This window comes from Actinomycetospora lutea (assembly GCF_028737205.1).
GTDB lineage: Bacteria > Actinomycetota > Actinomycetes > Mycobacteriales > Pseudonocardiaceae > Actinomycetospora > Actinomycetospora lutea.
The window spans coordinates 19,473-40,626 of the sequence record NZ_JAQZAL010000019.1 but is presented as its reverse complement, the minus strand read 5'-3'; the positions used below and the strand labels follow the sequence as shown (position 1 = coordinate 40,626).

Here is a 21,154-nt window from a genome sequence, read left to right as displayed (position 1 = left end):
CCCAGGGTCGGCCGTGATCGACGCGGTGCGGCCGTCCCCGGCGTCCGGGTGGGCCGCGCGCGGCGCGCCGACCCGAGAGACCCGCAGACGACCGCAGGAGAGAACACCATGGCCGACGAGGTCCGCATCGCGGCGGAGACCCGCACCGAGTTCGGCAAGGGCGCCGCGCGTCGCACGCGCCGCGCCGGCAAGGTCCCGGGCGTGCTGTACGGGCACGGCACCGACCCCGTGCACCTCGCCTTCGACACCGTCGAGTTCGCCGCGGTGCTCCGCGAGAACGGGCGCAACGCCCTGCTGACCATCACCGGGCTCGGCGGGCAGCCGCAGCTCGCGCTGACCAAGAGCATCGCCCGCGACCCGATCAAGGGCTTCTTCGAGCACGTCGACCTCGTCCTCGTGCGCCGCGGCGAGAAGGTCCAGGTCGACGTCCGCGTCGTGATCATGGGCGAGGCCGCCTCGGGCACGCTGGTCTTCCAGAACGAGGACACGCTGACCGTCGAGGCCGACGCGACCAACATCCCCGAGGAGATCACGGTCGTCATCGAGGAGGCCGAGATCGGCACGCAGTTCCTCGCCGGCGACATCCGCCTCCCCGACGGCGCCGAGCTGGTCTCCGACCCGGAGCTCCTCGTCGTCAACGTCACCGAGGCCCCCACCGAGGAGGCCATGGAGGAGGAGATCGACACCGAGGGCGCGGGTGTCGAGGAGGAGGTCTCCGAGGAGGAGGCCGCCGAGACCGGCGAGTCCTCCGAGGCCGCCGACGGCGACCAGCCCGCGCAGGGCGGCGGGTCCTCCGCGTCCTCCGACGAGAGCTGACCAGCGCACGTGAGCTCCCCCGCTGCCCGGCCCGACGGCCCCCTGCTGGTCGTCGGGCTGGGCAACCCGGGCCCCGACTACGAGGGCACCCGGCACAACGTCGGGTTCGTCGTCGCCGACGTCCTCGCGGGGCGCCTCGGCAGCCGGTTCTCGCCCCACAAGCGCTCCGGCGCGGACGTGGCCGAGGGCCGGTTGGCCGGACGGCGCGCGGTGCTGGCCAAGCCCCGCGGCTACATGAACCTCTCGGGCGGCCCGGTCGCCGGCGCCGCCCGGTTCTTCTCGGTCGACCCGCTCGACGTGATCGTCATCCACGACGACCTCGACCTCGACTTCGGCGTCGTGCGCCTCAAGCGGGGCGGCGGCGAGGGCGGCCACAACGGGCTGCGCTCGATCTCGAAGTCGCTCGGGACCAAGGACTACCTGCGCGTGCGCTTCGGCATCGGCCGCCCGCCCGGGCGCCAGGACCCCGCCGACTACGTGCTCAAGCGCTGGTCGTCGGCGGAGCGCAAGGAGCTCGACGTCTCGGTCGAGCTGGCCGCCGACGCCGTCGAGGCGCTCGCGTCCGAGGGCCTGGAACCGGCCCAGAACAGGATCCACTGAGCCGTCGGGCTAGGCACGCAGGTAGGCCAGGACCGCGAGCACGCGCCGGTTGTCGTCCGGCGCCGCGTGCAGGCCGAGCTTGGTGAACGCCGAGCGCGCGTAGGCCTCGACGGTCTTCTCCGCGAGGTGCAGGCGCTCGCCGATGCCGTGGTTCGACCGGCCCTCGGCCATGACGGCCAGGACCTCGCGCTCGCGGTCGGACAGGGCGTCGAGGGGGTCGACGACGCGGCGCCTGCCGACCAGCTGGGCCACCACCGACGGATCGACGACGATCCCGCCCGCGGCCACGCGGCGCAGGGCGTCGGTGAGCTCCTCGACGTCGGCGACCCGCTCCTTGAGCAGGTAGCCCGCCGGTGTCGCCCTGCACCAGCGCCAGCGCGTAGTGCGGCTCCACGTGCGCGGACAGCACCAGCACCCCGACCCCGGGGTGCTCGGCGGCCAGCGTGCGCGCGGCGTCGAGCCCCTCGGTGGTGTGGGTCGGCGGCATCCGGATGTCGACGACGGCCGCGTCCGGCGGGTCCGCGCGCACGGCCGCGAGCAGCGCCTCGGCGTCGCCGACCTGCGCGGTCACCTCGATGCCGTGGTCGGCGAGGAGGCGGGCGACGCCGACGCGGAAGAGCACGGCGTCGTCGGCCACGATCACCCGCACGGCACGCTCGCCGTCACCCGCGTCCCGCGCCCGGCGGGGCTGGCGACCTCGAGGCCCCCGCCGAGGGCGGCGACCCGGTCGGCGAGCCCGCGCAGCCCGGAGCCGTCGGGGTCCGCGCCGCCGACGCCGTCGTCGACCACCTCGACGCACAGCCCGCCGGCTCCGGACACGTCGGGCACCACGCTGACCTCGACCGTCGACGCGCCCGCGTGCTTGGCCGCGTTGGTCAGGGCCTCGGAGACCACGAAGTAGCAGGTGCGCTCCACGGTCTCGGGCGGGCGCTCCGGCGGCACGGCGGCCAGCACGACCGGCAGCGGCGCCCGCTCGGCGAGCGACAGCAGCGCCGGGCCGAGGCCGCCGTCGGTGAGCAGGGGCGGGTAGATGCCGCGGGCGAGCTCGCGGAGCTCGGCGAGCGCGGCCGTCAGCTCGTCGGCCGCCTCGGCGAGCAGGGCGTCGAGCTCCGCGGGGGGTGCGCCGGCCCGGGCCAGGCGCAGCGCCAGCCCCACCGCGACGAGCCGCTGCTGGGCGCCGTCGTGCAGGTCGCGCTCGACGCGGCGGCGGGCGGCGTCGGCGGCCTCGACGAGGCGGGCGCGCGAGGCCCGGACCTCGCGCAGCTGGTGGCGGACCTCGGCGTGCAGGCGCTCGTTCTCCATCGCCAGGCCCGCGCCGGCGGCGACCGCCTCCACGAGGTCGGGCTCGGCGCTCAGCGCGGGGTCGTGCAGCAGCGCGGCGATCGGCTCGCCGTCGCGCTCGAGGAACGTGACGGCGCGCGCCCCGACCTCGACCGGCGCGCCCCCGGCGTCGACGAACCCGTCGGTGCCGGGCCGGCGGTGGACGAGCGCGACCGAGGGGTCGTGCAGCGTGCGCGCGACCACCGACCGCAGGTGCTCGGGACCGGCGCCGGCCTCGCCGAGCTCGACGACGAGCCGCCCGACCCCGGAGCGGTCGAGGCGGCTGCGCAGCAGCCCCAGCAGCAGCGCCGCCGGCCACACGACCAGCACGACCTGCGAGGACCACGCCAGCCACACCCCCGCCGACGGGGGCAGGAGCAGCAGGATCGCGGTGCGCTGAACCAGCAGGGTGCCGACCACGATCGTCCCGCCGACCAGCCCCGGCGTCAGCGCGCGCCGCGCCGCGGGCCCGCAGGCCCGCCACCGCGACCAGACCGACACCAGCACCGACACGCAGAGCGCGACGACCACGGCCTGCACGGCGAGGTCGACCGCCTCGGGCCGGAACCCACCGCCCGCCGGGGTGATCACCAGCCCGTTGGGCGGCGGTCCCTCGCCCCGGCCCCGCTGCGCCCCGAGGGCGAGGAACACCGCATCGAGCGGCACCGAGAGCAGCCAGCCGAGGCCGACCAGGACCCGCTGCGCGCGGGACTCGGTGCGCCCGGTCGGGAACGTCACGAGCAGCTGCACGAACACCGACAGCGCCACCGAGCCGAGCAGCACGCCGACGACGAACGCGGGGGTCGTGTCGACGGCGACGACGAACCGGGCGAGCCACGCGAACCCGAACAGCACCATGAGCACGCCGGTCCGGCTGTCCGGACGGCGGTGCCGGGCCACGAGCCCGACCCCCACGAACGACCACGCCACGGCCAGGGTCAGCACGAGCGTCGGCGCGACGAGCTCGGCCGGGACCGCGTACCCGCCGCGGACCAGGGCGAGCGCGGCCGCGACACCGGCGAGGACGGCCGCCGCGACCGTGGCCGTCCTCGTCACGACGCCCCCGCCAGCACCCGCCGCAACACCTCACCGGACAGGTCGTCCTTCGCGATGAACCCGCGTGCCGGGCTCGCGTCGACCCGCTGCCCGTAGTCGATCCGGGCCCGGCTGGAGACGAGCACGACGACCGGAGCGTCCTCGTCCCCCGCCAGCACCTCGGCCACACCGAAACCGTCGAGGTCCGGCAGCCGGATGTCCAGCAGCACGACGTCGGGCGCGAGTGCGCGGACGGCGGCGAACGCGTCGGCGGCGTCCCCGGCCTCGCCGACGACGTCGAATCCGTCGGCGACGAGCAGGCGGCGCGCGAGCGAGCGGAACGACGCGTGGTCGTCGACGATCAGCACGCGGGCGGTCACGCTCCGGACACTCGCACCGCCGGGGGCCGGCCCACTACGGGGTCAACCCTGCTCGTCACGAGGGATGTCCTGCTACTGCCGGGCCTGCGCCGCGCGGACGCTCGGCGGCCATGACGGTCGTCCGGAACCACCCCCTGGTCGCGTTCTTCGTGCTGACCTACGCCATCGCGTGGGCGTTCATCCCCGTCGGCTCGTTCGGGGCGTTCGCGCCCCTGGTCGCCGCGCTCGTGGTCGTCCCCGTGGCCCGGGGCCGCGCCGGTCTCGTCGAGCTCGGGCGGCGCATCGTGCGCTGGCGTGTCCGCTGGTGGTGGGCGCTCGCCCTCGGGGTGCCGATCGCCGTGCACCTGCTCGCGATCGTGCTCACCGGCGGGTACCGCGGCATCGCGTTCGCCTCCGCCGGCGACGTCCTGCTCGTCTTCCTCCTGCGCCTGGTGAACCCGACCGACGGGCCCCTCGGCGAGGAGCCGGGCTGGCGGGGGTTCGCGCTGCCGGGGATGCAGTCCCGGCTCTCGCCGCTCGCCGCGACGTCGGTCCTCGCCGTCCTGATCACCGTGTGGCACCTGCCCCTCGTGCTCCTCGCCGAGGGCGACCGGGCGACCACGCTCGCGGGCATGGTCATCGGCACGGTGGGGTGACCTTCTGGTACACGTGGCTGTTCGACCACACCGGGGGCAGCGTCCTGCTGGTGATCGTCGCGCACGCCGTCGAGGGCGCGGTGCAGGACGACACCCTCGTCTACTTCGCCGTCTGGCTGGCGCTGGCCGTCGTCCTCGTCGTCGTCGACCGTCGGATGTGGCTCGGGTGGTGGGCGCTGCTGGTGGCCGGCCTCGTGCTCATGTTCATGGTGGTCAACCCGCTGCTGTTCCGGCCCCCGCGCTCGACGCGGAACTGGGCGTCGAAGGCGGTGCTCGGCGAGCGGATCGGCACCGAGACGACCACCGTGCCGATCCCCGCCCGGTTCCGGACGTGGGTGCCGACGGTGGCGACGGTGTGGCAGCTCGCCGGGGTCGCGCTGCTCGCGGTCGGCCTGGTGCGCCTCGACCTCCTGCTCACCCTCGCAGGCCTGCTCCTGACGCAGTGCGCGAAGGCCTGGTACCTCGACCGCGCCGTGCTGCTCTTCGAGGACATGACGACCCGCGACCCGCACTACGCGAGCTGGGACTTCTGATGGACGACCTGCCCCTGGCCCGCCACGCCGGCCCGCTCGCGGCCGTCGCGGGCGCCCTGCTGGTGCTCACCGACCTGGGCCGGCTCCTCGGCGGCCGCGGCCCCGGGGCGTTCGCCCGCGACCCGCTCACCCTCGTCGCCAACGCGGGCTACGCCGTGTCGTTCGCGGTCCTCGCGGTCGCCCTCGTCGCGGTGTACCTGCACGACGCCCGCGCGACCGGGCGCCTCGGGCTCGCCGCGTTCGTCGTCGCCCTCGTCGGCATCGTCGAATTCGGCGGCAACATGTGGTTCGACGGCTTCGCCGGGCCGTGGATCGCGGCGGTCGCGCCCGGGGCGTTCGCCGCGGAGCGCACGACGATCCTCGAGGTCGGCGGGCTGTCCGGCTACCTGCTCTTCGGGCTGGGCTGGATCCTCACGGGCGTCGCGGTGCTGCGCGCCCGGGTCCACCCGTGGCCGATCGGCGCCGCGTTCCTCGTCGGTGGCGTCCTGGGGCTGCAGGCCGGCATGGCGCCGTTCGGCGCGCCGGTCGGGCTGGCGTTCCTCGCACTCGGGGTGTGGCTGGCGAGATCTAGTCGACCGCGTTCTCCAGCCACGCCTCCTCGAGCTGCTCGCGCTCGCTGACCAGGGCACGGAGCTCGGCGTCCAGTTCGAGCAGGCGCCCGGGCTCGGTGGCCGCGGCGGCGAGCTTCTCGTGCAGCCTCGTCTCCTCGGTGGCGATCCGCTCGAGCCGGCGCTCGATGCGCGCGACCTCCTTGCGCGCGGCCCGCCGCTCCGCCTCGCCGCGCCTGGTGCTCGCGGGCGTGGTGGAGCGAGGGACGCCCTGGCTGCCCCCAGCGGAGCGAGGGACGCCCTCGCTGCGGCCCTCCAGGGCCGCGCGGCGGCGCAGGTACTCCTCGATGCCCCCGGGGAGGTCGGTGATGCGGCCGTCGCCGAAGAGCGCGACCGCGCGGTCGCAGACCCGCTCGGTGAGGTAGCGGTCGTGGCTCACGACGACGAGGGTGCCTGGCCAGCCGTCGAGGAGGTCCTCGAGCTGCTGGAGCGTGTCGACGTCGAGGTCGTTGGTGGGCTCGTCGAGCAGCAGGACGTTCGGCTCGGTCATCAGCAGGCGCACGAGCTGCAGGCGCCGCCGCTCGCCCCCGGACAGGTCCGGGACCGGGGTCCACTGGCGCGAGGCCGGGAAGCCGAAGCGCTCGGCGAGCTGGGAGGCGGTCTGCTCGTGGCGCCCGATGGTCACGCGCTCGGCGACGTCCTCGACGGCCTGGAGCACGCGGCGGTGCATCGGCAGGCCGGAGAGGTCCTGGGACAGGTGCGCGATCCGGACCGTGGTGCCCTGCACGCGGTGCCCGCCGTCGAGGTCGCGCTCGCCGGCCACGGCCCGCAGCAGCGTCGTCTTGCCCGACCCGTTGATCCCGACGATGCCGATGCGGTCGCCGGGCCCGATCCGCCAGGTCTGGCGGTCGACCAGCGTCCGGTGCTCCCCTCCCTCCGGGCTCCCGACGGTCAGGGTCGCGTCCTCGAGCTCGATCACCGTGCGCCCGAGGCGGTGCTTGGCCATGGTCACGAGCTCGACGGTGTCGCGGGGCTGCGGGACGTCGGCGATCAGCGCCTCGGCGGCCTCGACGCGGTAGCGCGGCTTCGACGTGCGCGCCTGCGGGCCGCGTCGCAGCCACGCGAGCTCCTTGCGGGCGAGGTTGCGGCGGCGCTGCTCGGCGGCGTCCGCGAGCCGCGCCCGCTCCGCCCGCGCGAAGATCCAGTCGCCGTAGCCGCCCTCGTACTGCTCGACGTGCCCGTCGACGACCTCCCAGGTGCGCGAGGCGACGGTGTCGAGGAACCACCGGTCGTGGGTGACGACCACGAGCGCGGTCCGGCGCGCGAGCAGGTGCTCGGCGAGCCAGCCGACGCCCTCGACGTCGAGGTGGTTGGTGGGCTCGTCGAGCACGAGCAGGTCGAGGTCCTGCACGAGCGCGGCGCACAGGGCGATCCGCTGGCGCTCGCCGCCCGAGAGGCCGTCGACCGGCGTGTCGAGCCCCCGGTCCCCGCCCGGGCGCAGGCCCTCGACGACGGCGCGGCTGCGCGCGTCCGCGGCCCACTCGTGGTCGGGCACGGAACCCCCGAGCACCGCCTCGCGCACCGTCGCCCCCGAGAGCTGCGTCTGCTGGGTCACCAGCGCCATCCGCAGGCCGCCGACGGGGCTGCGCCGCCCCGCGTCCGGGGTGAGCGCGCCGGCGAGCACCGAGATCAGCGTCGACTTCCCGCCACCGTTGCGGCCGACGACGCCGATGCGGTCGCCGGTGTCGACGCCGAGCGAGACGCCGTTCAGGACCGGCTCGGGGCCGCCGAAGCCGATCGACACCGACTCGAGGTTGACGAGGTTGGGCACGAGCTCTCTTCCGGGGTGGTCGACGGTCAGGCGTAGGCGCCGGGACCGGGGTCGGGACGGGGTGGGGAGGGCGGCCCGGCGGAGCCGCCGTCGCCGTCGACCACGCGCGCGCCGGGGACGGGACCGTGGGCGACACGGACCGTGCGGCACACCCCGACGCCGGCCAGCTCGGCGGCCACGCGGACCGCGGCGTCGTGGCCGTCGCAGAGGAACACGCAGGTCGGGCCCGAACCGGACACGACACCGGCGAGCGCGCCCGCGTCGACACCGCCGCGCAGGGTGCGGCGCAGCCCGGGGTCGAGGCTCACGGCGGCCGCCTGCAGGTCGTTGCCGAGCAGGAGCGCCAGCGACCGGGCCTCGCCGGACGCGAGCGCCTCGAGCACGGGCTCGACGTCGCCGACCCGCCGCGGCGCCTCGGGGCGGGCGCGCAGGCGGTCGAGCTCGCCGAACACCGTCGGGGTCGACAGCCCGTGGTCGGCCACCGCCACGACCCAGTGGAACGTGTGCCGGGAGAGCACCGGGACGAGGCGCTCGCCGCGTCCCGTGCCCAGCGCCGTGCCGCCGTGCAGCGCGAACGCGACGTCCGAGCCGACCTCGGCGGCGATCTCCATGAGCCCCTCGCGGCCGATGTCGAGGCGCCACAGGCTCGCGGCGGCGAGCAGCGCGCCCGCGGCGTCGGCGCTACCGCCCGCCATCCCGCCCGCCACCGGGATCGCCTTGTGCAGCCCGACGCGCACGTCGGGCTCCCGGTCGACGCGCCGGGCCAGGGCCTCGACGGCCCGCCAGGCGAGGTTGGTGGTGTCGGCGGGGACCTCGGTGACGTCGACGCCGTCGGCGCCCGCGACCGCCACGCCGGGCTCGATCGCCCCCGCGACGGCGCGGGTCACCGAGACCTCGTCGGCGATGCTCAACGCCTGGAAGACGGTGACGAGGTCGTGGTAGCCGTCCTCGCGCAGGTCCCCCACGGCCAGGTGGAGGTTGATCTTGGCCGGGACGCGGACGGTGACCGGCGGTCCGACGGCGGAGAGCACCTGTCCAGGGTACGGACCCCCTCCGTTCGCGCTCAGGGCGTCAGGGCGTCCGGCGCCACACCCCGGCCCTGGCGGCGCCGGGCCCGCGCGATCGCGGTGAACGCGGCCACGTCGAGCGCCTCGCCCCGCGCGCCCGGATCGACGCCGGCCGCCCGCAGCACCTCCTCGGCCGCGGGCGCCGACCCGGCCCAGCCCGCGAGCGCGGCCCGCAGCGACTTGCGGCGCTGCGCGAAGGCGGCGTCGACGACGGCGAAGACCTCGGTGCGCTCGACGTCGGTGGGTGCCCGGCCGTGGCGGGTGAACGCCACGAGCCCCGAGTCCACGCCGGGGACCGGCCAGAACACCGCGCGCGGCACCGGTCCGGCCCGGCGCGCGTCGGCGTACCAGGCGAGCTTGACCGACGGCGCCCCGTAGGCCTTCTCGCCGGGGCGCGCGGCCAGGCGCTCGGCGACCTCGGACTGCACCATCACCAGGCCGCGGGCCAGGCCCGGGAGCACGGCGAGCAGGTGCAGGACGACCGGCACGGCGACGTTGTAGGGCAGGTTGGCCACCAGGACGTCCGGCGCGCGCGGCAGGTCGTCCGGCGCGAGCCGCAGGGCGTCGGCGGTGACGACGCGCAGGTCACGTCCGGGCGCCCGCTCCGCCGCGGTGGCGGGCAGCCGGCCGGCGAGCGCCGGGTCGATCTCCACGGCGACCACGGCCCCGTCGCCCGCGGTGGCCTCGAGCAGCGGCAGCGTCAGCGAGCCGAGCCCGGGGCCGACCTCGAGCACCACGTCGTCCGGCCCCACCCCCGCGAGGCGGACGATGCGGCGCACCGTGTTGGCGTCGTGGACGAAGTTCTGTCCCAGCCGCTTCGTCGGCCGCAGATCGAGCTCCGCGGCGAGGCCCCGGACGTCGGCGGGGCCCAGCAGGCGGACCGGGCTCGTCACGACGCCCAGTCTGCCCCCGACCTACTTCTTGCCGCAGACCGGCCAGGCGCCGTAGCCACCGCGGTCGGCGCGGACGCGCTCGGCGACGGCGATCTGCTCCTCGCGCGAGGCCTGGTGCGGCAGCGCGGCGTACTGGTCGCCGTCGTAGGCGCGCCAGGTCTGTCGGTCGAACTGCAGGCCGCCGTAGTAGCCGTTGCCGGTGTTGATCGACCAGTTGCCGGTCGACTCGCAGCGGGCGATGCGGTCCCACTTGGCGCCGTTGGACACCGCGGGCGCGCTCGACTTCGGCTTGGTGCCGCGGTGGATCACGCCGCCGACCGGCTGGCGCGTCACCTGCGACTCGCCGACCTGCGTCCGGCCGGTCTCCGCGCCGTTGGTGGCGTTGACCGTCCAGGTGACGATCTCCTCGCCGGCCTGGCCGGGCTCCTCGACGCGGGTCTCGCCCTGCTCGAGGTCCGGGTCGTCGACGGTGCGCATGGGCGGCGCGACCGGGCGGGTCTCGGTGACCTGGTTGACCGTGTTCCGGGTGACCGTCACGGTCGAGCCGTTGGTGAGACCCTCGCCGCCCGCGACCGTGTCGGTCGGGCTGAGGGCCGCCAGACCGTTCTGCGCGAGCAGCTCGGGGCCGGTGAGCGCGGTGGTGGTGACCTGGCGCGGTGCGGCGCCGCCGTCGACGAGCGTGACCGTCTTCGGGGTCCGCACGTCGAGGTTCATCCCGTTGACCGGGATGGCGGCGTTCAGCGGCGCCGAGCTGGCGAGGCCGTCGGTGGGGAGGCCGAGCTGCGCGAGCGCGTCCGAGACGGTGCGGGCCGTCGTCTGGAAGGTCTGCGGGCGGCCGTCGACCATCAGCGCGACGTCGCGCGAGCGGTTGATGACGAGGTGGTCGCCGTCGTGGACGTCGGCGTTCGGGCCGGGGGCGAGCTGGTCGCCCGGGCCGATCTCGATGTCCCCGCTGTCGAGGGCGCCGGCCACGTCGCCGGAGAAGGTGTGCACGACCTGGTCGACGCCGTCGACCGTGACCGTGACCTCCTTGTCGAGCGCGACCGCGGTGCTGCCGCCGGCGGCGACCGCGAGCAGGGCGACGGCGACGCCGCCCTTGACCGCGGTGGAGCGCCGCCTGGTGTCGGGCGCCAGGCGCTCGGGGTCGTCGAACGATGTCAGCCCGGCGGGCGCGGCGGCGGTGAGGTCGCCGTGCGGGTCCTCGGTCGCCTCCTGCTCGCCGGTGAACGACTCGAGGTCGTTCCACTCGTCGAGGTCGGTGAGGGCGATCGGGCCACTCGCCCCGTGCGCGCCCTGCACCGGCAGCGGGCCGGTGATGTCGTCGAACCACGCCGGCGCGCGGTCGTCGAACCCGCGGGCGCCGTAGGCGGTGTCGTAACCGAACTCGTGGGCCGCGTCGTAGCCGTAGTCCGAGCCGTAGTCGGGGGCATACCCGGTGCCGTGGACGTCGTGGCCGACGACGGGCAGGCCCGCGGTGTCGGTCTCGCCGTTCTCGGCGTATCCGGCGCGGCCGCGGCTGGTGGCGGTGTCCGCGCTCATCGTCCGGCCCCGGCGGGGAGCACGACGAGCGAGAGGGCCCTCAGAGCGAGCAGGGAGCGCACAAGCACAGGGGAGTCCACTTCGTCTCGTACATCCGGGCAGGAACCGCGCCCTGGGAGCCGTCACGACCTCGTGGCGGACTCCCTGTGGTGGGGACCTGGGGAAGTCCTCATCACGCGGGCCTCGGGGGTGGTTCCATCCCGGCGAGTCACAGCACGGTAACGAGTTGGGTGTCGCCACCATCAAGCCGACACGACCGTGTTGCGCCGAACGGCACCTCGACGACGACGAGCGTGGCTACTGCGTGCTCTCTCGTGCGACGGAGCGTGAAGGTTGAGGCTGTTCGGCCAACCGGAAGGCCCGTCTGGCGTTGTCGGCGCTGATCCGGGCCAACTGCTCCGCCGGCTCGTCACGCAGCTCCGCGAGCGCGCGCACCGTGTGGGGGACGACGTAGGGCTCGTTCGGCCGACCGCGGTACGGATGCGGAGTCAGGAACGGGGCGTCGGTCTCGACGAGCACGAGCTCCCCCGGCATCCAGGCCGCCGCTCGTCGCAGCTCGGCGGCGTTCGCGTTGCGGAAGGTCGCGGTGCCCGAGAGCGAGGCGAACCAGCCCTCGTCGGCGCAGCGCCGCGCGAGCTCGGGCCCGCCGGAGAAGCAGTGGAAGACGGTCACCGGCGGGGCGCCCTCGGCCGCGAGGACGTCGACGATGGCGTCGTGCGCGTCGCGGTCGTGCACCACGAGCGGCAGCCCGGTGCGCTTGGCGAGGTCGATGTGCCACGCGAAGGCCTCGCGCTGGACGTCGAGCGGCGCGCAGTCCTCGCGGCGCGTGGTCCAGTAGTCGTCCATCCCGGACTCGCCGACCGCGACGACGCGCGGGAGCCCGGTCAGCTCCTCGATCACGCGCCGCGCGTCGTCGGTGAGGTCGTTCGACCGCGTCGGGTGCAGGCCGACGGCCGCGAACACCCGGGGGTCGCTGTCGGCGGCCCACGCCGCCCAGCGCGCGGACCCGAGGTCGTCGGCGGTGGTGACCATCGCCTCGACCCCGGCCTGCGTCGCCCGGTCCAGGACCTGCGCCAGGACCTGCGGCTCCCGGGCCCCGCAGGCATCGAGGTGGGTGTGGGCGTCGACCACCCCCGACCCGAGGGGCTCGGGCACCGGGGGCGGGACGCGGTCCTTGCTACTCACCCGTCTGGATCGGCGCCCACGACGGCCCGGTCTCGCCGAGGCTCGGGTCGAGCTTGGCGAACAGCGGTGTCGGCCGGGACAGCGGCCGGCCGACCGGGATCGGCGTCGACTCCCAGCGCGCCTGCTCGTGGGCGTAGTCGCCGGTGAGCACCGAGTGGCTGGTGCCGAGCTCGCCCGACGTGCCCGCGTCCTCGCGGTGCGGCTGCTCGGCCCAGACCCCGGTGCCGCCGAGGGCCTCGTGGACCTTCTGCGCGGCGTGCGGCAGGAACGGCGTCAGCAGCGTGTTCGCGTCCTGCACCACCTGCAGCGCGGTGTGCAGGATCGTGTCGCGCCGCGCCGGGTCGTCCTTGCGCTTCCACGGCTCCTGGTGGCTCAGGTAGGCGTTCGCCTCGCCGACGATCCGCATCGCCTCGGTGATCGCCTGCTTGAACCGCGAGCGGGCCAGGTGGCCCCCGACCGTCTCGAACGTCGCCCGCGACTGCGCGAGCAGGGCCTCGTCGGCCGGGTCCGGGCTGGTCGGCTCGGGGACCGCGCCGACGTTCTTGGCCGCCATCGACACCGAGCGGTTGACGAGGTTGCCCCACTCGTTGGCGAGCTCGAAGTTCGTGCGCCGCACGAACTCGTCCCACGTGAAGTCGGTGTCCTGGTTCTCCGGGCCCGCGACCGAGATGAAGTACCGCAGCGCGTCGGGCCCGAACTCGCGCAGGAAGTCGCCGACGTAGATGACCGTCCCGCGGCTGGTGGAGAACTTCGAGCCGCTCATCGTGAGGAACTCGGAGCTGACGACCTCGGTGGGCAGGTTCAGGTGGCCGAACGACCCGACCTCGCCGCCGCGGTCGCCCTCGCCGTTGTGGCCGAGCAGGATCGCGGGCCACATCACCGAGTGGAAGGTGATGTTGTCCTTGCCCATGAAGTAGTAGGCCTGCGCGTCGGGGTCGCACCACCACTGCTTCCAGGCGTCGGGCTGCCCGGTGCGCTGCGCCCACTCGACCGACGCCGACAGGTAGCCGATGACCGCGTCGAACCAGACGTAGAAGCGCTTCATGGGGGCGTCGTGCCAGCCGTCCAGCGGGATGCGCACGCCCCAGTCGAGGTCGCGGCTGATCGCGCGCGGCTTGAGGTCGTCGGCGAGGCGGCGGCTGAAGTTCAGGACGTTCGGGCGCCAGTGCGTCCGGGTGTCCAGCCACGACGCCAGCGACTTCGAGAACGCCGGCAGGTCGAACAGCAGGTGCTCGGTCTCGACGAACTGCGGCGTCTCGCCGTTGATCCGGCTGCGCGGGTTGATGAGGTCGGCGGGGTCGAGCTGGTTGCCGCAGTTGTCGCACTGGTCGCCGCGCGCGCTCGGGTAGCCGCAGATCGGGCAGGTGCCCTCGATGTAGCGGTCGGGCAGCGTGCGACCGGTGGACGGGCTGATCGCGCCGAGGGTCTTCTCGGTGCGCACGTAGCCGTTGGTCCACAGCGCCGTGAAGAGGTCCTGGGTGACGCGGTGATGGTTGTCGGTGCTCGTGCGCGTGAACAGGTCGTACGACAGGCCCAGCCCGACGAGGTCGTCCTGGATCACCCGCGAGTACCGGTCGACGAGCTCGCGGGGCGTGGTGCCCTCGGCGTCGGCCTGCACCTGGATCGGCGTGCCGTGCTCGTCGGTGCCCGAGACCATGAGCACCCGGTTGCCGACCATGCGCTGGTAGCGCGAGAAGACGTCGGAGGGCACACCGAACCCGGACACGTGGCCGATGTGCCGCGGCCCGTTGGCGTACGGCCACGCCACGGCGGTCAGCACGGGGATGCTCATGGTGTCCATTCTCCTCACCGGTGCCACCGGACTCCGGGCGCCTCGACGCCGTGACGCGCGGGCACGTTCGGCCCGGCCTCCCGGGGTGTGGGCGACACCACGCCGGGGGCGACGCGGACCGCGCTCGGCCTGCTCCGGGCCGCCGGGGCCGCCCACGACGCTGCGGGACCCCACGCCGCGTCGGGTGTCCGTGTCGCGCGGGTCAGGGCGCCGGGACGTCGGCCACCAGGGGCACCAGCCCGTCGACGACGTCCTTCTGGTGCGGGGCGAGGTCCTGCCCGGCCATGGCGGAGAGGAAGTCGAGGAACGGGTCGTCGGCCTCGGTGCGGATGCCGCTGAGCTCCTCGAGGACGGCCAGCCCGCAGAACGGCACGTAGCCCGCGGAGTACCCGCCCTCGTGCACGCCGAGGAGCCGCCCGCCCGCGGTGGAGGCGGCGACGTCGACCATCCGGCGGGTGAGGCGGCGGAAGCCCTCGCTGTGCAGCATCTGGCGGCCCAGCGGGTCGAGGGCGCTGGAGTCGAACCCGGACGCCACGAACACGAACTCCGGCCGGAAGCGCTCGAGCGCGGGCACCACGACCTCGTCGAACGCGTACTCGTACCCGCCGGTGCCGGTGCCGGGCGGGAGCGGGACGTTGATGTTGCTCCCGTGCCCGGCGCCCTCGCCCCGCTCGTCGGCGTAGCCCGACTCGTGCGGGTAGTAGCCGTCCTGGTGCAGGGAGATCGTGAGCACCCGGGGGTCGTCCCAGAAGGCCTGCTGTGTCCCGTTGCCGTGGTGGACGTCCCAGTCGACGACCGCGATCCGACCGATCTCGCCGGGGCCCGCCGCCTGCAGGTGCCGCGCCGCGATCGCGACGTTGCCGACCATGCAGAAGCCGCGGCCGCGGTCGCGCTCCGCGTGGTGGCCCGGCGGGCGGGTGATGGCGTAGGCGTTGTCGACAACCCGGTCGCGGACCGCCTCGGCCGCCGCGATGACCCCGCCGGCCGCCAGCGCGGCGATCTCGAAGCCACCGCCGGCGAACGGGGTGAGCTCGCCCGCGTCGCCCCCGTCGTCGTCCGACAGCGCCTTCATCCGGTCCACGTAGTCGCGGTCGTGGACCCGGCAGAGCTCCTCGACCGTCGCCTCCCGCGGCGTCAGCCACTGCAGCTGCCCGGACAGGCCCGTCGCGTCCAGCAGGTTCTTCAGCCGCCGCTTCGTCCGCGGGTTCTCCGCGTGCTCGTCGGGCTCCAGCCACCCGCCCGAGGGGATGAACACGCTCGCGTGCCGCGTGTCCCACCACATGTACTTCTCGTGCCACAGCGCACCGGTCGTCATCGCCCGAGCGCACCGCACGGCGCGCCCGGGGTCCATGGGCCGTTCTGCCCATTGCTCCTACGGCATCGCTCCGAACTGGCGGTCCCCGGCGTCGCCGAGGCCCGGGACGATGTAGCCGTGTTCGTTGAGCCGCTCGTCGAGCGCGGCGGTATGGACCGGCACGTCGGGGTGGGTCGCGGCCAGGTGGTCGACGCCCTCGGGGGCGGCCAGCAGGCACACGGCGGCGACGACGTCGGCGCCGCGGGCCTTGAGCAGGTCGATCGTGTAGGCCATCGAGCCGCCCGTGGCGAGCATCGGGTCGAGCACGAACACCGGGATGCCGGCGAGGCTGCCCGGCAGCGACGCCATGTAGGGCGTCGGCTGCAGGGTCGCCTCGTCGCGGGCGACGCCGACGAACCCCATGATCGCCCCGGGCACCTGGGCGTGCGCCGCCTCCGCCATGCCCAGCCCCGCGCGCAGCACCGGCACGAGCACCGGCGGGTTCGCCAGCACCGCGCCCGTCGTCGTCGCCACCGGCGTGCGGACCTCGAGCGGCGCCGTCGCCGCGTCCCGCATCGCCTCGTAGACGACCATCGCCGTCAGCTCGCGGACCGCCGCGCGGAAGGTCGAGCGGTCGGTGGACACGTCGCGCAGGGTGGTCATCCGGACGTCGACGAGCGGGTGGCGCACGACCCGCGGATCAGCCATGGGTCGGCAGGCTAGCGACGAACTCCGCCACCACGCGGCCCAGCGCGTCGCCGGCGTCCTCCTGCAGGAAGTGGCCCGCGTCCGCGATCACCGGGTGATCGCGGCCCGCGGCGCCCGGCACGTGGTCGCGCAGCACCGACGCCATCGGCGCCGTGATCGGGTCCGAGTCCCCGAAGGCGACGAGGAACGGCCGCTCGTAGCGCCCGAGCGCCTCCCAGGCCGCGCGGTTGGGGCCGTTCTCCGGGTCGTCGGGGCGGGTCGGCACCAGCAGGGGCATCGCCCGCGGGCCGGCCTTGGACGACTCGTCGGGGAAGGGCGCGTCGTAGGCGGCGCGCTCCGGCGCGCCGAGGCCCCGCGCGCAGCCGGAGGCGACGAGGCGTCCGACGTCGAGCTGCTCGGCCTTCTCCACCGCCTGCCGGAACCTCCACCACACCGCGGGCATGTCGACGTCCCCGGTCGGCAGCCCGGTGTTCGCCGCGACGACGCCCGCCCACCGCTGCGGCTCGGCGGCCACCAGGCGCAGCCCGATCAGCCCGCCCCAGTCCTGCCCGAGCAGCACGGCGTCGCGCAGCCCGAGCGCGTCGACCGCCCCGGTCATCCACGCGACGTGGCGGGCGTAGCTGTGGTCGGCGATCCGCGTCGGCTTGTCGGAGCGCCCGAAGCCCACCATGTCGATCGCCACGGCCCGCAGTCCGGCGCCGGCGACCGCGTCGATGACGTGGCGGTAGAGGAACGACCACGTCGGCTCGCCGTGCAGCATCAGCACGGCCGGCGCGTCCTCGGGGCCGGCCGCGTAGGTGGCGACCCGGATCGGGTCCCCGCCGTCGGGGTCGTCGACGTGCACCCAGCGGGGCGCGGGCAGGGATCCCGGGAGATCCTCGAAACGGTCGTCCGGCGTGCGCAGCAGGTCCACGGGGGGCAGGGTGGCACGGCGGTACAGGCAGGTCACGACCGTCGTCATAGGGTGCGCCGCGCACCCCCAGTCCCCCGGTTCGCGGAGGCCGCCCGGCATGGCGCAGGACATCATCCCGATCACGCTGGCGCTCACCGCCGGCGACCTCGTCACGCTGTGGGCGCCCCGGTGGCGCCAGGACGGCGAGGAATGGGAGGCCTTCCTCGGGGACGACGAGGCGTTGTTCGCCTTCGCCGACGCCGCCGACCTCGCGGCCTGGGTCGCGACCGCCGAGGAGTCCGGCCAGGAGCACGACCTCGCCGACCACCCCGCGTGGCCCGTCGTCGTCAAGCTCTCGGTCGACGAGCTGACCCCCGAGGACGTGCAGCGCTACGACGTCGTCGGCGTCCCCGAGCTCGTCGCGGGCGACCCGGACACGTGGACGCTCGACGACCTCGCCGAGGTCGCCGCCATGTGCCGCTCGCTCGCCGACGTCTGCGACCTCGAGGTCGTCCACGAGGTCCTCGACGCGACGCCCGCCTTCGCCGCGCTCACCGCCGGGCCGACGGCGTTCGCCGGCCGCGACGGCCAGGCCCTGTGGACCGAGCTGGGCGAGGTCGTCGACGAGCGCTGGGACGAGGTCGTCGACGCGCTCGACGCCATGATCAGCACGCCCGAGGTCGACGAGGGTCTCGCCACGCGGCTGCGGGCCACGGCGACGCCGCGGGACACGGGAGGGGCGGAGGGGGCGGACGACGTCGTCGGCGAGGAGGCCGAGCCCGCCGAGAACGCCGAGAACGACCCGGAGGACCCCGAGGCCGTCGCCACCGACCCGAAGGACGCCGCTGCGTCCGGACCTCTGGCTGACGCGCCCGCCGACCTCCGCGACGACACCGCGGGCGAGTCCCTGCGCAGCGACCTCGTCGACGCCGCCGAGGAGCCCGAGGAGAGCTTCTGGGAGGAGGTCGGCATCGACCCCATCGCGATCACGACCTCCGAGGGCGAGGTCATCACCCTGCGCTGCTACCTCGACGACGCCCCGGTCTTCCTCGGCCGCCGCGGGACGATCGAGACCTTCGGCTCGCCGCGCGCCCTGCGCACGTGGATCGCGAACGAGGGCGCCGAGGGCCACGACCTCGCGGACGTGACCACCTGGGAGGAGGTCGTCGGCGCCGCGACCGGCGGCGACCTGGAGATCGAGGTCGCCCCGGAGAACCGCTACGTGCTCGCCGGCATCGCCGACGACATCGGCGAGGGTCCCGACGTCGTCGACGCCGAGCAGCTCGAGCTCGCCGTCGAGCTCGTCACCGACGCCGCGGACTGGGCCGGCGACACCCGCACCCGCGAGGCGCTGGCGCCGTCGGAGAGCCTCGGCTGGCTCGTGTCGTTCGTCGTGCGCCCGGACCCGACGCGCCTCACGCCCTCCCCGCCCTTCGATCGCGAGGCCGCCGCGTGGCGCGGGCTCGAGGACCGTTTCCTGGGGCGCCTGCGCCGGCACTGAACCCGGGGGCACCCCTGGTGCTCGTGTGGTGGACCTTCGCCTGCCTGTCCATCACCCGGATGGGGTGGCCCTCCGGGGGGTGTTTACGCTTCGGCCCCGCCGAGTCCGACCGTCCCCGGGGCCGGAACCGTCGCAGGAGAGTGGGCGCGCGTGATCGACAACAGCCAGACCATGTCCTTCGACCGCATGCGCAGCATGCTGGTGCGGGCGGCGGAGGTCCGGGACAGCGAGCAGCAGCAGATCTTCGACTCGCTGGACGAGATCCACGGTCGGCTGGCGGCGCTCGACACGCTCGGCGCGCTGCGCAAGCGCCTCTCCGACGTGCCCGACCGCACCGAGATGAGCGTGCTCGCCGAGCGGCTCGACGAGACCGTCGCGAAGCTCGACCACCAGGACTCGTCGATCTCGTCGCTCGCGCGCCTCGTCGAGGGGATCGTCGACCGCGTGGTGGAGCGCATGGCCACGCCGTTCGCCCAGATCGACGGCCGCCTCGACGGCGTCAGCGGCCGCTTCGAGGGCGTCGCGGGCCGGATGGACGGCCTCGAGGACCGCATCTCCGGGCTGCACAAGCGCCTCGACGACCTCGACAACAAGCTCGACCGCCACGAGATGCGCCTCGACGGGCTGCCCGCGGCCGTCACCGGGCCGGTGCGCGAGCGGGTGGACGCCGTCGACGCCAGCCTGCGCGACCGTCTCGACGACCTCGCCCGCGGCGTCTCCGAGGAGATCACCGGCACCCGCGAGGCGGCGCGCACCGACGCGACCACCTCCCGCACCGAGGCCACCACCCAGATCGGCGAGCTCACCGCGCGCCTCGAGGCGCTCTCGGGCCGGCTCGACCAGGTCGGCGGGCGCCTCGACGGCGTCGAGACCGGGATCACCGAGCGGGTCGGCGCGCTGTCGACCTCGGTGGAGAACGGGCTGGACCGCCTCGACGGCACCCTCGTCAGCCGCCCCGACCACGAGGCCGTCGTCGCCCTGGTCCGCCAGGCCAACGAGGAGTCCGAGCGCCGCAACGCCGGCCACCTCGACGAGGCGATGGCGACCTTCGCCGAGATCATCCTCGGCCCGGGCGGCGGCTCGTCGGGCTCGATGCCGGCACCGCGCCCGACCGCGCGCCGCGGCTCGCGCAAGTCCGCCACCCGCGAGGCCCAGAACAACGGCGCCGAGCTCCCGACCGAGAACATCAGCGCCGAGGACTGAGGTCCCCGCCCGCCCCTGGGGCCCGGACCGCGCCGGAGGATCCGGCGCGGCGAGCCGGGAGCGAGGGTCACCCTGGCTGCGTCGCAGGCGGCGAGGGACTCCCTCGCTGCCCGATCGGCGCGCCATCCGCCCGTCGGTCCACGCGCGTCCGACCCCGGCGTCTAGGGTCGCTGCGGTGCGTTCCCGACGGCGCCTCGCGACGGTGACGGTGCTCCTGGCCCTCGCCCTGGGCGCCCTGCCCGGCGCGGCAGCGGCACAGCCGGCCCTGCCCGCCGACGCCTCCTGCCCGTTCGGCACCGCGCCCGGCCCGCCGGTCGACGAGTCCGAGGTGCCGCAGCCCGGCCAGCCCGCGCCCGCCCCGCTGCCGATCCCGGACCCGCCCGTCGGCGGCCCGGCGATGGGCAACTGCGGCGACGTCGTCGCCGAGGGTTCGCCGCCCGCCCCGGCGGTCGGCGTCGTGTCCTACGTGCTCGCCGACCTCGACTCCGGCGAGGTGCTCGCCGCCCGCAACGCGCACGCGCGGCTGCGCCCGGCGTCGCTGATGAAGACGCTGACGGGCCTGCTCGTCGCCCGCAGGCTCCCCCTCGACGAGACGATCACCGGGACGCGGGAGGACGCCGACCAGGAGGGCACGCGGGTCGGCATGGGCCCCGGCGGGCAGTACACGATCCGCCAGGTGTTCGACGCGATGATGATGGCGTCGGGCAACGACGCCGCGCACGCGCTCGCCGTGCGCCTGACCGGCAGCGTCCCGGCCACCGTCGACCTCATGAACACCACGGCCCGCGAGCTCGGCGCGCTCGACACCCGCGCGGCCACGCCCTCCGGGCTCGACGGTCCCGGGATGCAGACGTCCGCCTACGACCTCGCGTCGATCTTCCGCGTCGCCATGCGCGAGCCCCCGTTCGCGCAGGCCGTCGCCACCACCCGCATCCCGTTCCCCGGCTGGGGCCCCAACCCGCCGTTCGAGGTCGTCAACGACAACAAGCTGCTGACCACCGGCTACCAGGGCTACCTGGGCGGCAAGACCGGCTTCACCGACGACGCGCGGCACACCTTCATCGGCGCCGCCGAGCGCAACGGGCGCCGGCTCGTCGTCGTGCTGATGCGCGGCGAGCAGCGCCCGACGCCGATGTACCAGCAGGCGGCCGCGCTGCTCGACCACGGCTTCGCGCTCCCGTCGCTCGACGGTGTCGGCACGCTCACCGACGGGCCGGTCGACGACGGCGGCCCGCAGGTCGACATCGTTCCCGAGACCGGGGAGGCCGGCCCCGTCCCGCCCGAGTCCGGGGAGGCGTCCTCCTGGGGCACGCCGCTGCTGCTCCTCGCCGTCGTCGCGGGTGTCGGCGGTCTCGTCGCCCTGCGCTCCGGGCGCCGCTGAG

General features: G+C 75.1%; 19 protein-coding genes and 1 pseudogene. 8 read left to right on the top strand and 12 right to left on the bottom strand.

The window, feature by feature from the left end; genetic code table 11:
- Positions 1 to 108 precede the first annotated feature (108 nt).
- The gene (locus PHK61_RS20440) at positions 109 to 816 is read left to right on the top strand and encodes a 50S ribosomal protein L25/general stress protein Ctc (RefSeq protein WP_274282859.1); all 708 of its coding nucleotides are present in this window, start codon (positions 109 to 111) and stop codon (positions 814 to 816) included.
- 9 nt (positions 817 to 825) lie between these two features.
- Positions 826 to 1,416, top strand: coding sequence for an aminoacyl-tRNA hydrolase (gene pth, locus PHK61_RS20435; protein ID WP_274282858.1), 591 nt, complete (start codon positions 826 to 828; stop codon positions 1,414 to 1,416).
- 9 nt (positions 1,417 to 1,425) lie between these two features.
- On the opposite strand, the pseudogene PHK61_RS20430 reads toward pth, so the two are convergent.
- The 3 genes and pseudogenes from PHK61_RS20430 to PHK61_RS20420 form a co-directional block, all read right to left on the bottom strand.
- A pseudogene (locus PHK61_RS20430) lies at positions 1,426 to 2,065 on the bottom strand (response regulator transcription factor).
- On the bottom strand, positions 2,056 to 3,792 hold the full coding sequence (locus PHK61_RS20425; protein ID WP_274282857.1) for a sensor histidine kinase: 1,737 nt from the start codon (positions 3,790 to 3,792) through the stop codon (positions 2,056 to 2,058). Before PHK61_RS20425 ends, PHK61_RS20430 begins: the two are co-directional and overlap by 10 nt.
- Entirely contained in the window at positions 3,789 to 4,151 is a 363-nt protein-coding gene (locus PHK61_RS20420; RefSeq protein ID WP_274282856.1) for a response regulator, read from the bottom strand. Before PHK61_RS20420 ends, PHK61_RS20425 begins: the two co-directional genes overlap by 4 nt.
- Positions 4,152 to 4,261: 110 nt before the next feature.
- Here PHK61_RS20420 and PHK61_RS20415 point away from each other — a divergent pair, with 110 nt between their 5' ends.
- From PHK61_RS20415 to PHK61_RS20405, 3 genes are read left to right on the top strand one after another with little or no spacing between them, the layout of a single operon-like run.
- Positions 4,262 to 4,786: a CPBP family glutamic-type intramembrane protease gene (locus PHK61_RS20415; protein ID WP_274282855.1), complete on the top strand. Its 525-nt coding sequence runs from the start codon at positions 4,262 to 4,264 to the stop codon at positions 4,784 to 4,786.
- Positions 4,783 to 5,319: a DUF6653 family protein gene (locus PHK61_RS20410; RefSeq protein WP_274282854.1), complete on the top strand. Its 537-nt coding sequence runs from the start codon at positions 4,783 to 4,785 to the stop codon at positions 5,317 to 5,319. Before PHK61_RS20415 ends, PHK61_RS20410 begins: the two co-directional genes overlap by 4 nt.
- On the top strand, positions 5,319 to 5,939 hold the full coding sequence (locus PHK61_RS20405; RefSeq protein ID WP_274282853.1) for a hypothetical protein: 621 nt from the start codon (positions 5,319 to 5,321) through the stop codon (positions 5,937 to 5,939). The genes PHK61_RS20410 and PHK61_RS20405 overlap by 1 nt, the downstream gene beginning before the upstream one ends.
- Here the strand turns inward: PHK61_RS20405 and PHK61_RS20400 are convergent.
- From PHK61_RS20400 to PHK61_RS20360, 9 genes are all read right to left on the bottom strand, one after another.
- Positions 5,887 to 7,698, bottom strand: a complete 1,812-nt coding sequence (locus PHK61_RS20400; protein ID WP_274282852.1) for an ABC-F family ATP-binding cassette domain-containing protein — start codon at positions 7,696 to 7,698, stop codon at positions 5,887 to 5,889. The two genes, PHK61_RS20405 and PHK61_RS20400, sit on opposite strands and share 53 nt — an antisense overlap.
- A 26-nt stretch (positions 7,699 to 7,724) precedes the next feature.
- On the bottom strand, positions 7,725 to 8,729 hold the full coding sequence (locus tag PHK61_RS20395; protein WP_274282851.1) for a 4-(cytidine 5'-diphospho)-2-C-methyl-D-erythritol kinase: 1,005 nt from the start codon (positions 8,727 to 8,729) through the stop codon (positions 7,725 to 7,727).
- 32 nt (positions 8,730 to 8,761) lie between these two features.
- Positions 8,762 to 9,658 carry a 16S rRNA (adenine(1518)-N(6)/adenine(1519)-N(6))-dimethyltransferase RsmA gene (gene rsmA, locus PHK61_RS20390; RefSeq protein ID WP_274282850.1) on the bottom strand — a complete coding sequence of 299 codons (897 nt, stop codon included), beginning with the start codon at positions 9,656 to 9,658 and terminating at the stop codon, positions 8,762 to 8,764.
- A 21-nt stretch (positions 9,659 to 9,679) separates the two neighbouring features.
- Positions 9,680 to 11,197 (bottom strand): resuscitation-promoting factor, encoded by a 1,518-nt coding sequence (locus tag PHK61_RS20385; RefSeq protein ID WP_274282849.1) that lies wholly within the window; start codon positions 11,195 to 11,197, stop codon positions 9,680 to 9,682.
- Positions 11,198 to 11,494: 297 nt separating this feature from the next.
- The gene (locus PHK61_RS20380; RefSeq protein ID WP_274282848.1) at positions 11,495 to 12,382 is read right to left on the bottom strand and encodes a TatD family hydrolase; all 888 of its coding nucleotides are present in this window, start codon (positions 12,380 to 12,382) and stop codon (positions 11,495 to 11,497) included.
- Positions 12,375 to 14,174 carry a methionine--tRNA ligase gene (gene metG / locus PHK61_RS20375; RefSeq protein WP_274282847.1) on the bottom strand — a complete coding sequence of 600 codons (1,800 nt, stop codon included), beginning with the start codon at positions 14,172 to 14,174 and terminating at the stop codon, positions 12,375 to 12,377. Before metG ends, PHK61_RS20380 begins: the two co-directional genes overlap by 8 nt.
- Before the next feature lie 202 nt (positions 14,175 to 14,376).
- Positions 14,377 to 15,489 (bottom strand): class II histone deacetylase, encoded by a 1,113-nt coding sequence (locus PHK61_RS20370; RefSeq protein ID WP_274282846.1) that lies wholly within the window; start codon positions 15,487 to 15,489, stop codon positions 14,377 to 14,379.
- Positions 15,490 to 15,546: 57 nt separating this feature from the next.
- Positions 15,547 to 16,176, bottom strand: coding sequence for a uracil phosphoribosyltransferase (gene upp, locus PHK61_RS20365; protein ID WP_274282845.1), 630 nt, complete (start codon positions 16,174 to 16,176; stop codon positions 15,547 to 15,549).
- On the bottom strand, positions 16,169 to 17,089 hold the full coding sequence (locus PHK61_RS20360) for a haloalkane dehalogenase (protein ID WP_274282844.1): 921 nt from the start codon (positions 17,087 to 17,089) through the stop codon (positions 16,169 to 16,171). Before PHK61_RS20360 ends, upp begins: the two co-directional genes overlap by 8 nt.
- Positions 17,090 to 17,186: 97 nt before the next feature.
- Here PHK61_RS20360 and PHK61_RS20355 point away from each other — a divergent pair, with 97 nt between their 5' ends.
- The 3 genes from PHK61_RS20355 to PHK61_RS20345 all read left to right on the top strand — a co-directional run bounded on the left by PHK61_RS20355 (position 17,187) and on the right by PHK61_RS20345 (position 21,153).
- Positions 17,187 to 18,569 (top strand): primosomal protein, encoded by a 1,383-nt coding sequence (locus PHK61_RS20355; protein ID WP_274282843.1) that lies wholly within the window; start codon positions 17,187 to 17,189, stop codon positions 18,567 to 18,569.
- Positions 18,570 to 18,719: 150 nt separating this feature from the next.
- Positions 18,720 to 19,772, top strand: a complete 1,053-nt coding sequence (locus PHK61_RS20350; RefSeq protein WP_274282842.1) for a PA containing protein — start codon at positions 18,720 to 18,722, stop codon at positions 19,770 to 19,772.
- Positions 19,773 to 19,947: 175 nt separating this feature from the next.
- Positions 19,948 to 21,153, top strand: coding sequence for a D-alanyl-D-alanine carboxypeptidase family protein (locus PHK61_RS20345; RefSeq protein WP_274282841.1), 1,206 nt, complete (start codon positions 19,948 to 19,950; stop codon positions 21,151 to 21,153).
- Position 21,154 lies beyond the last annotated feature (1 nt).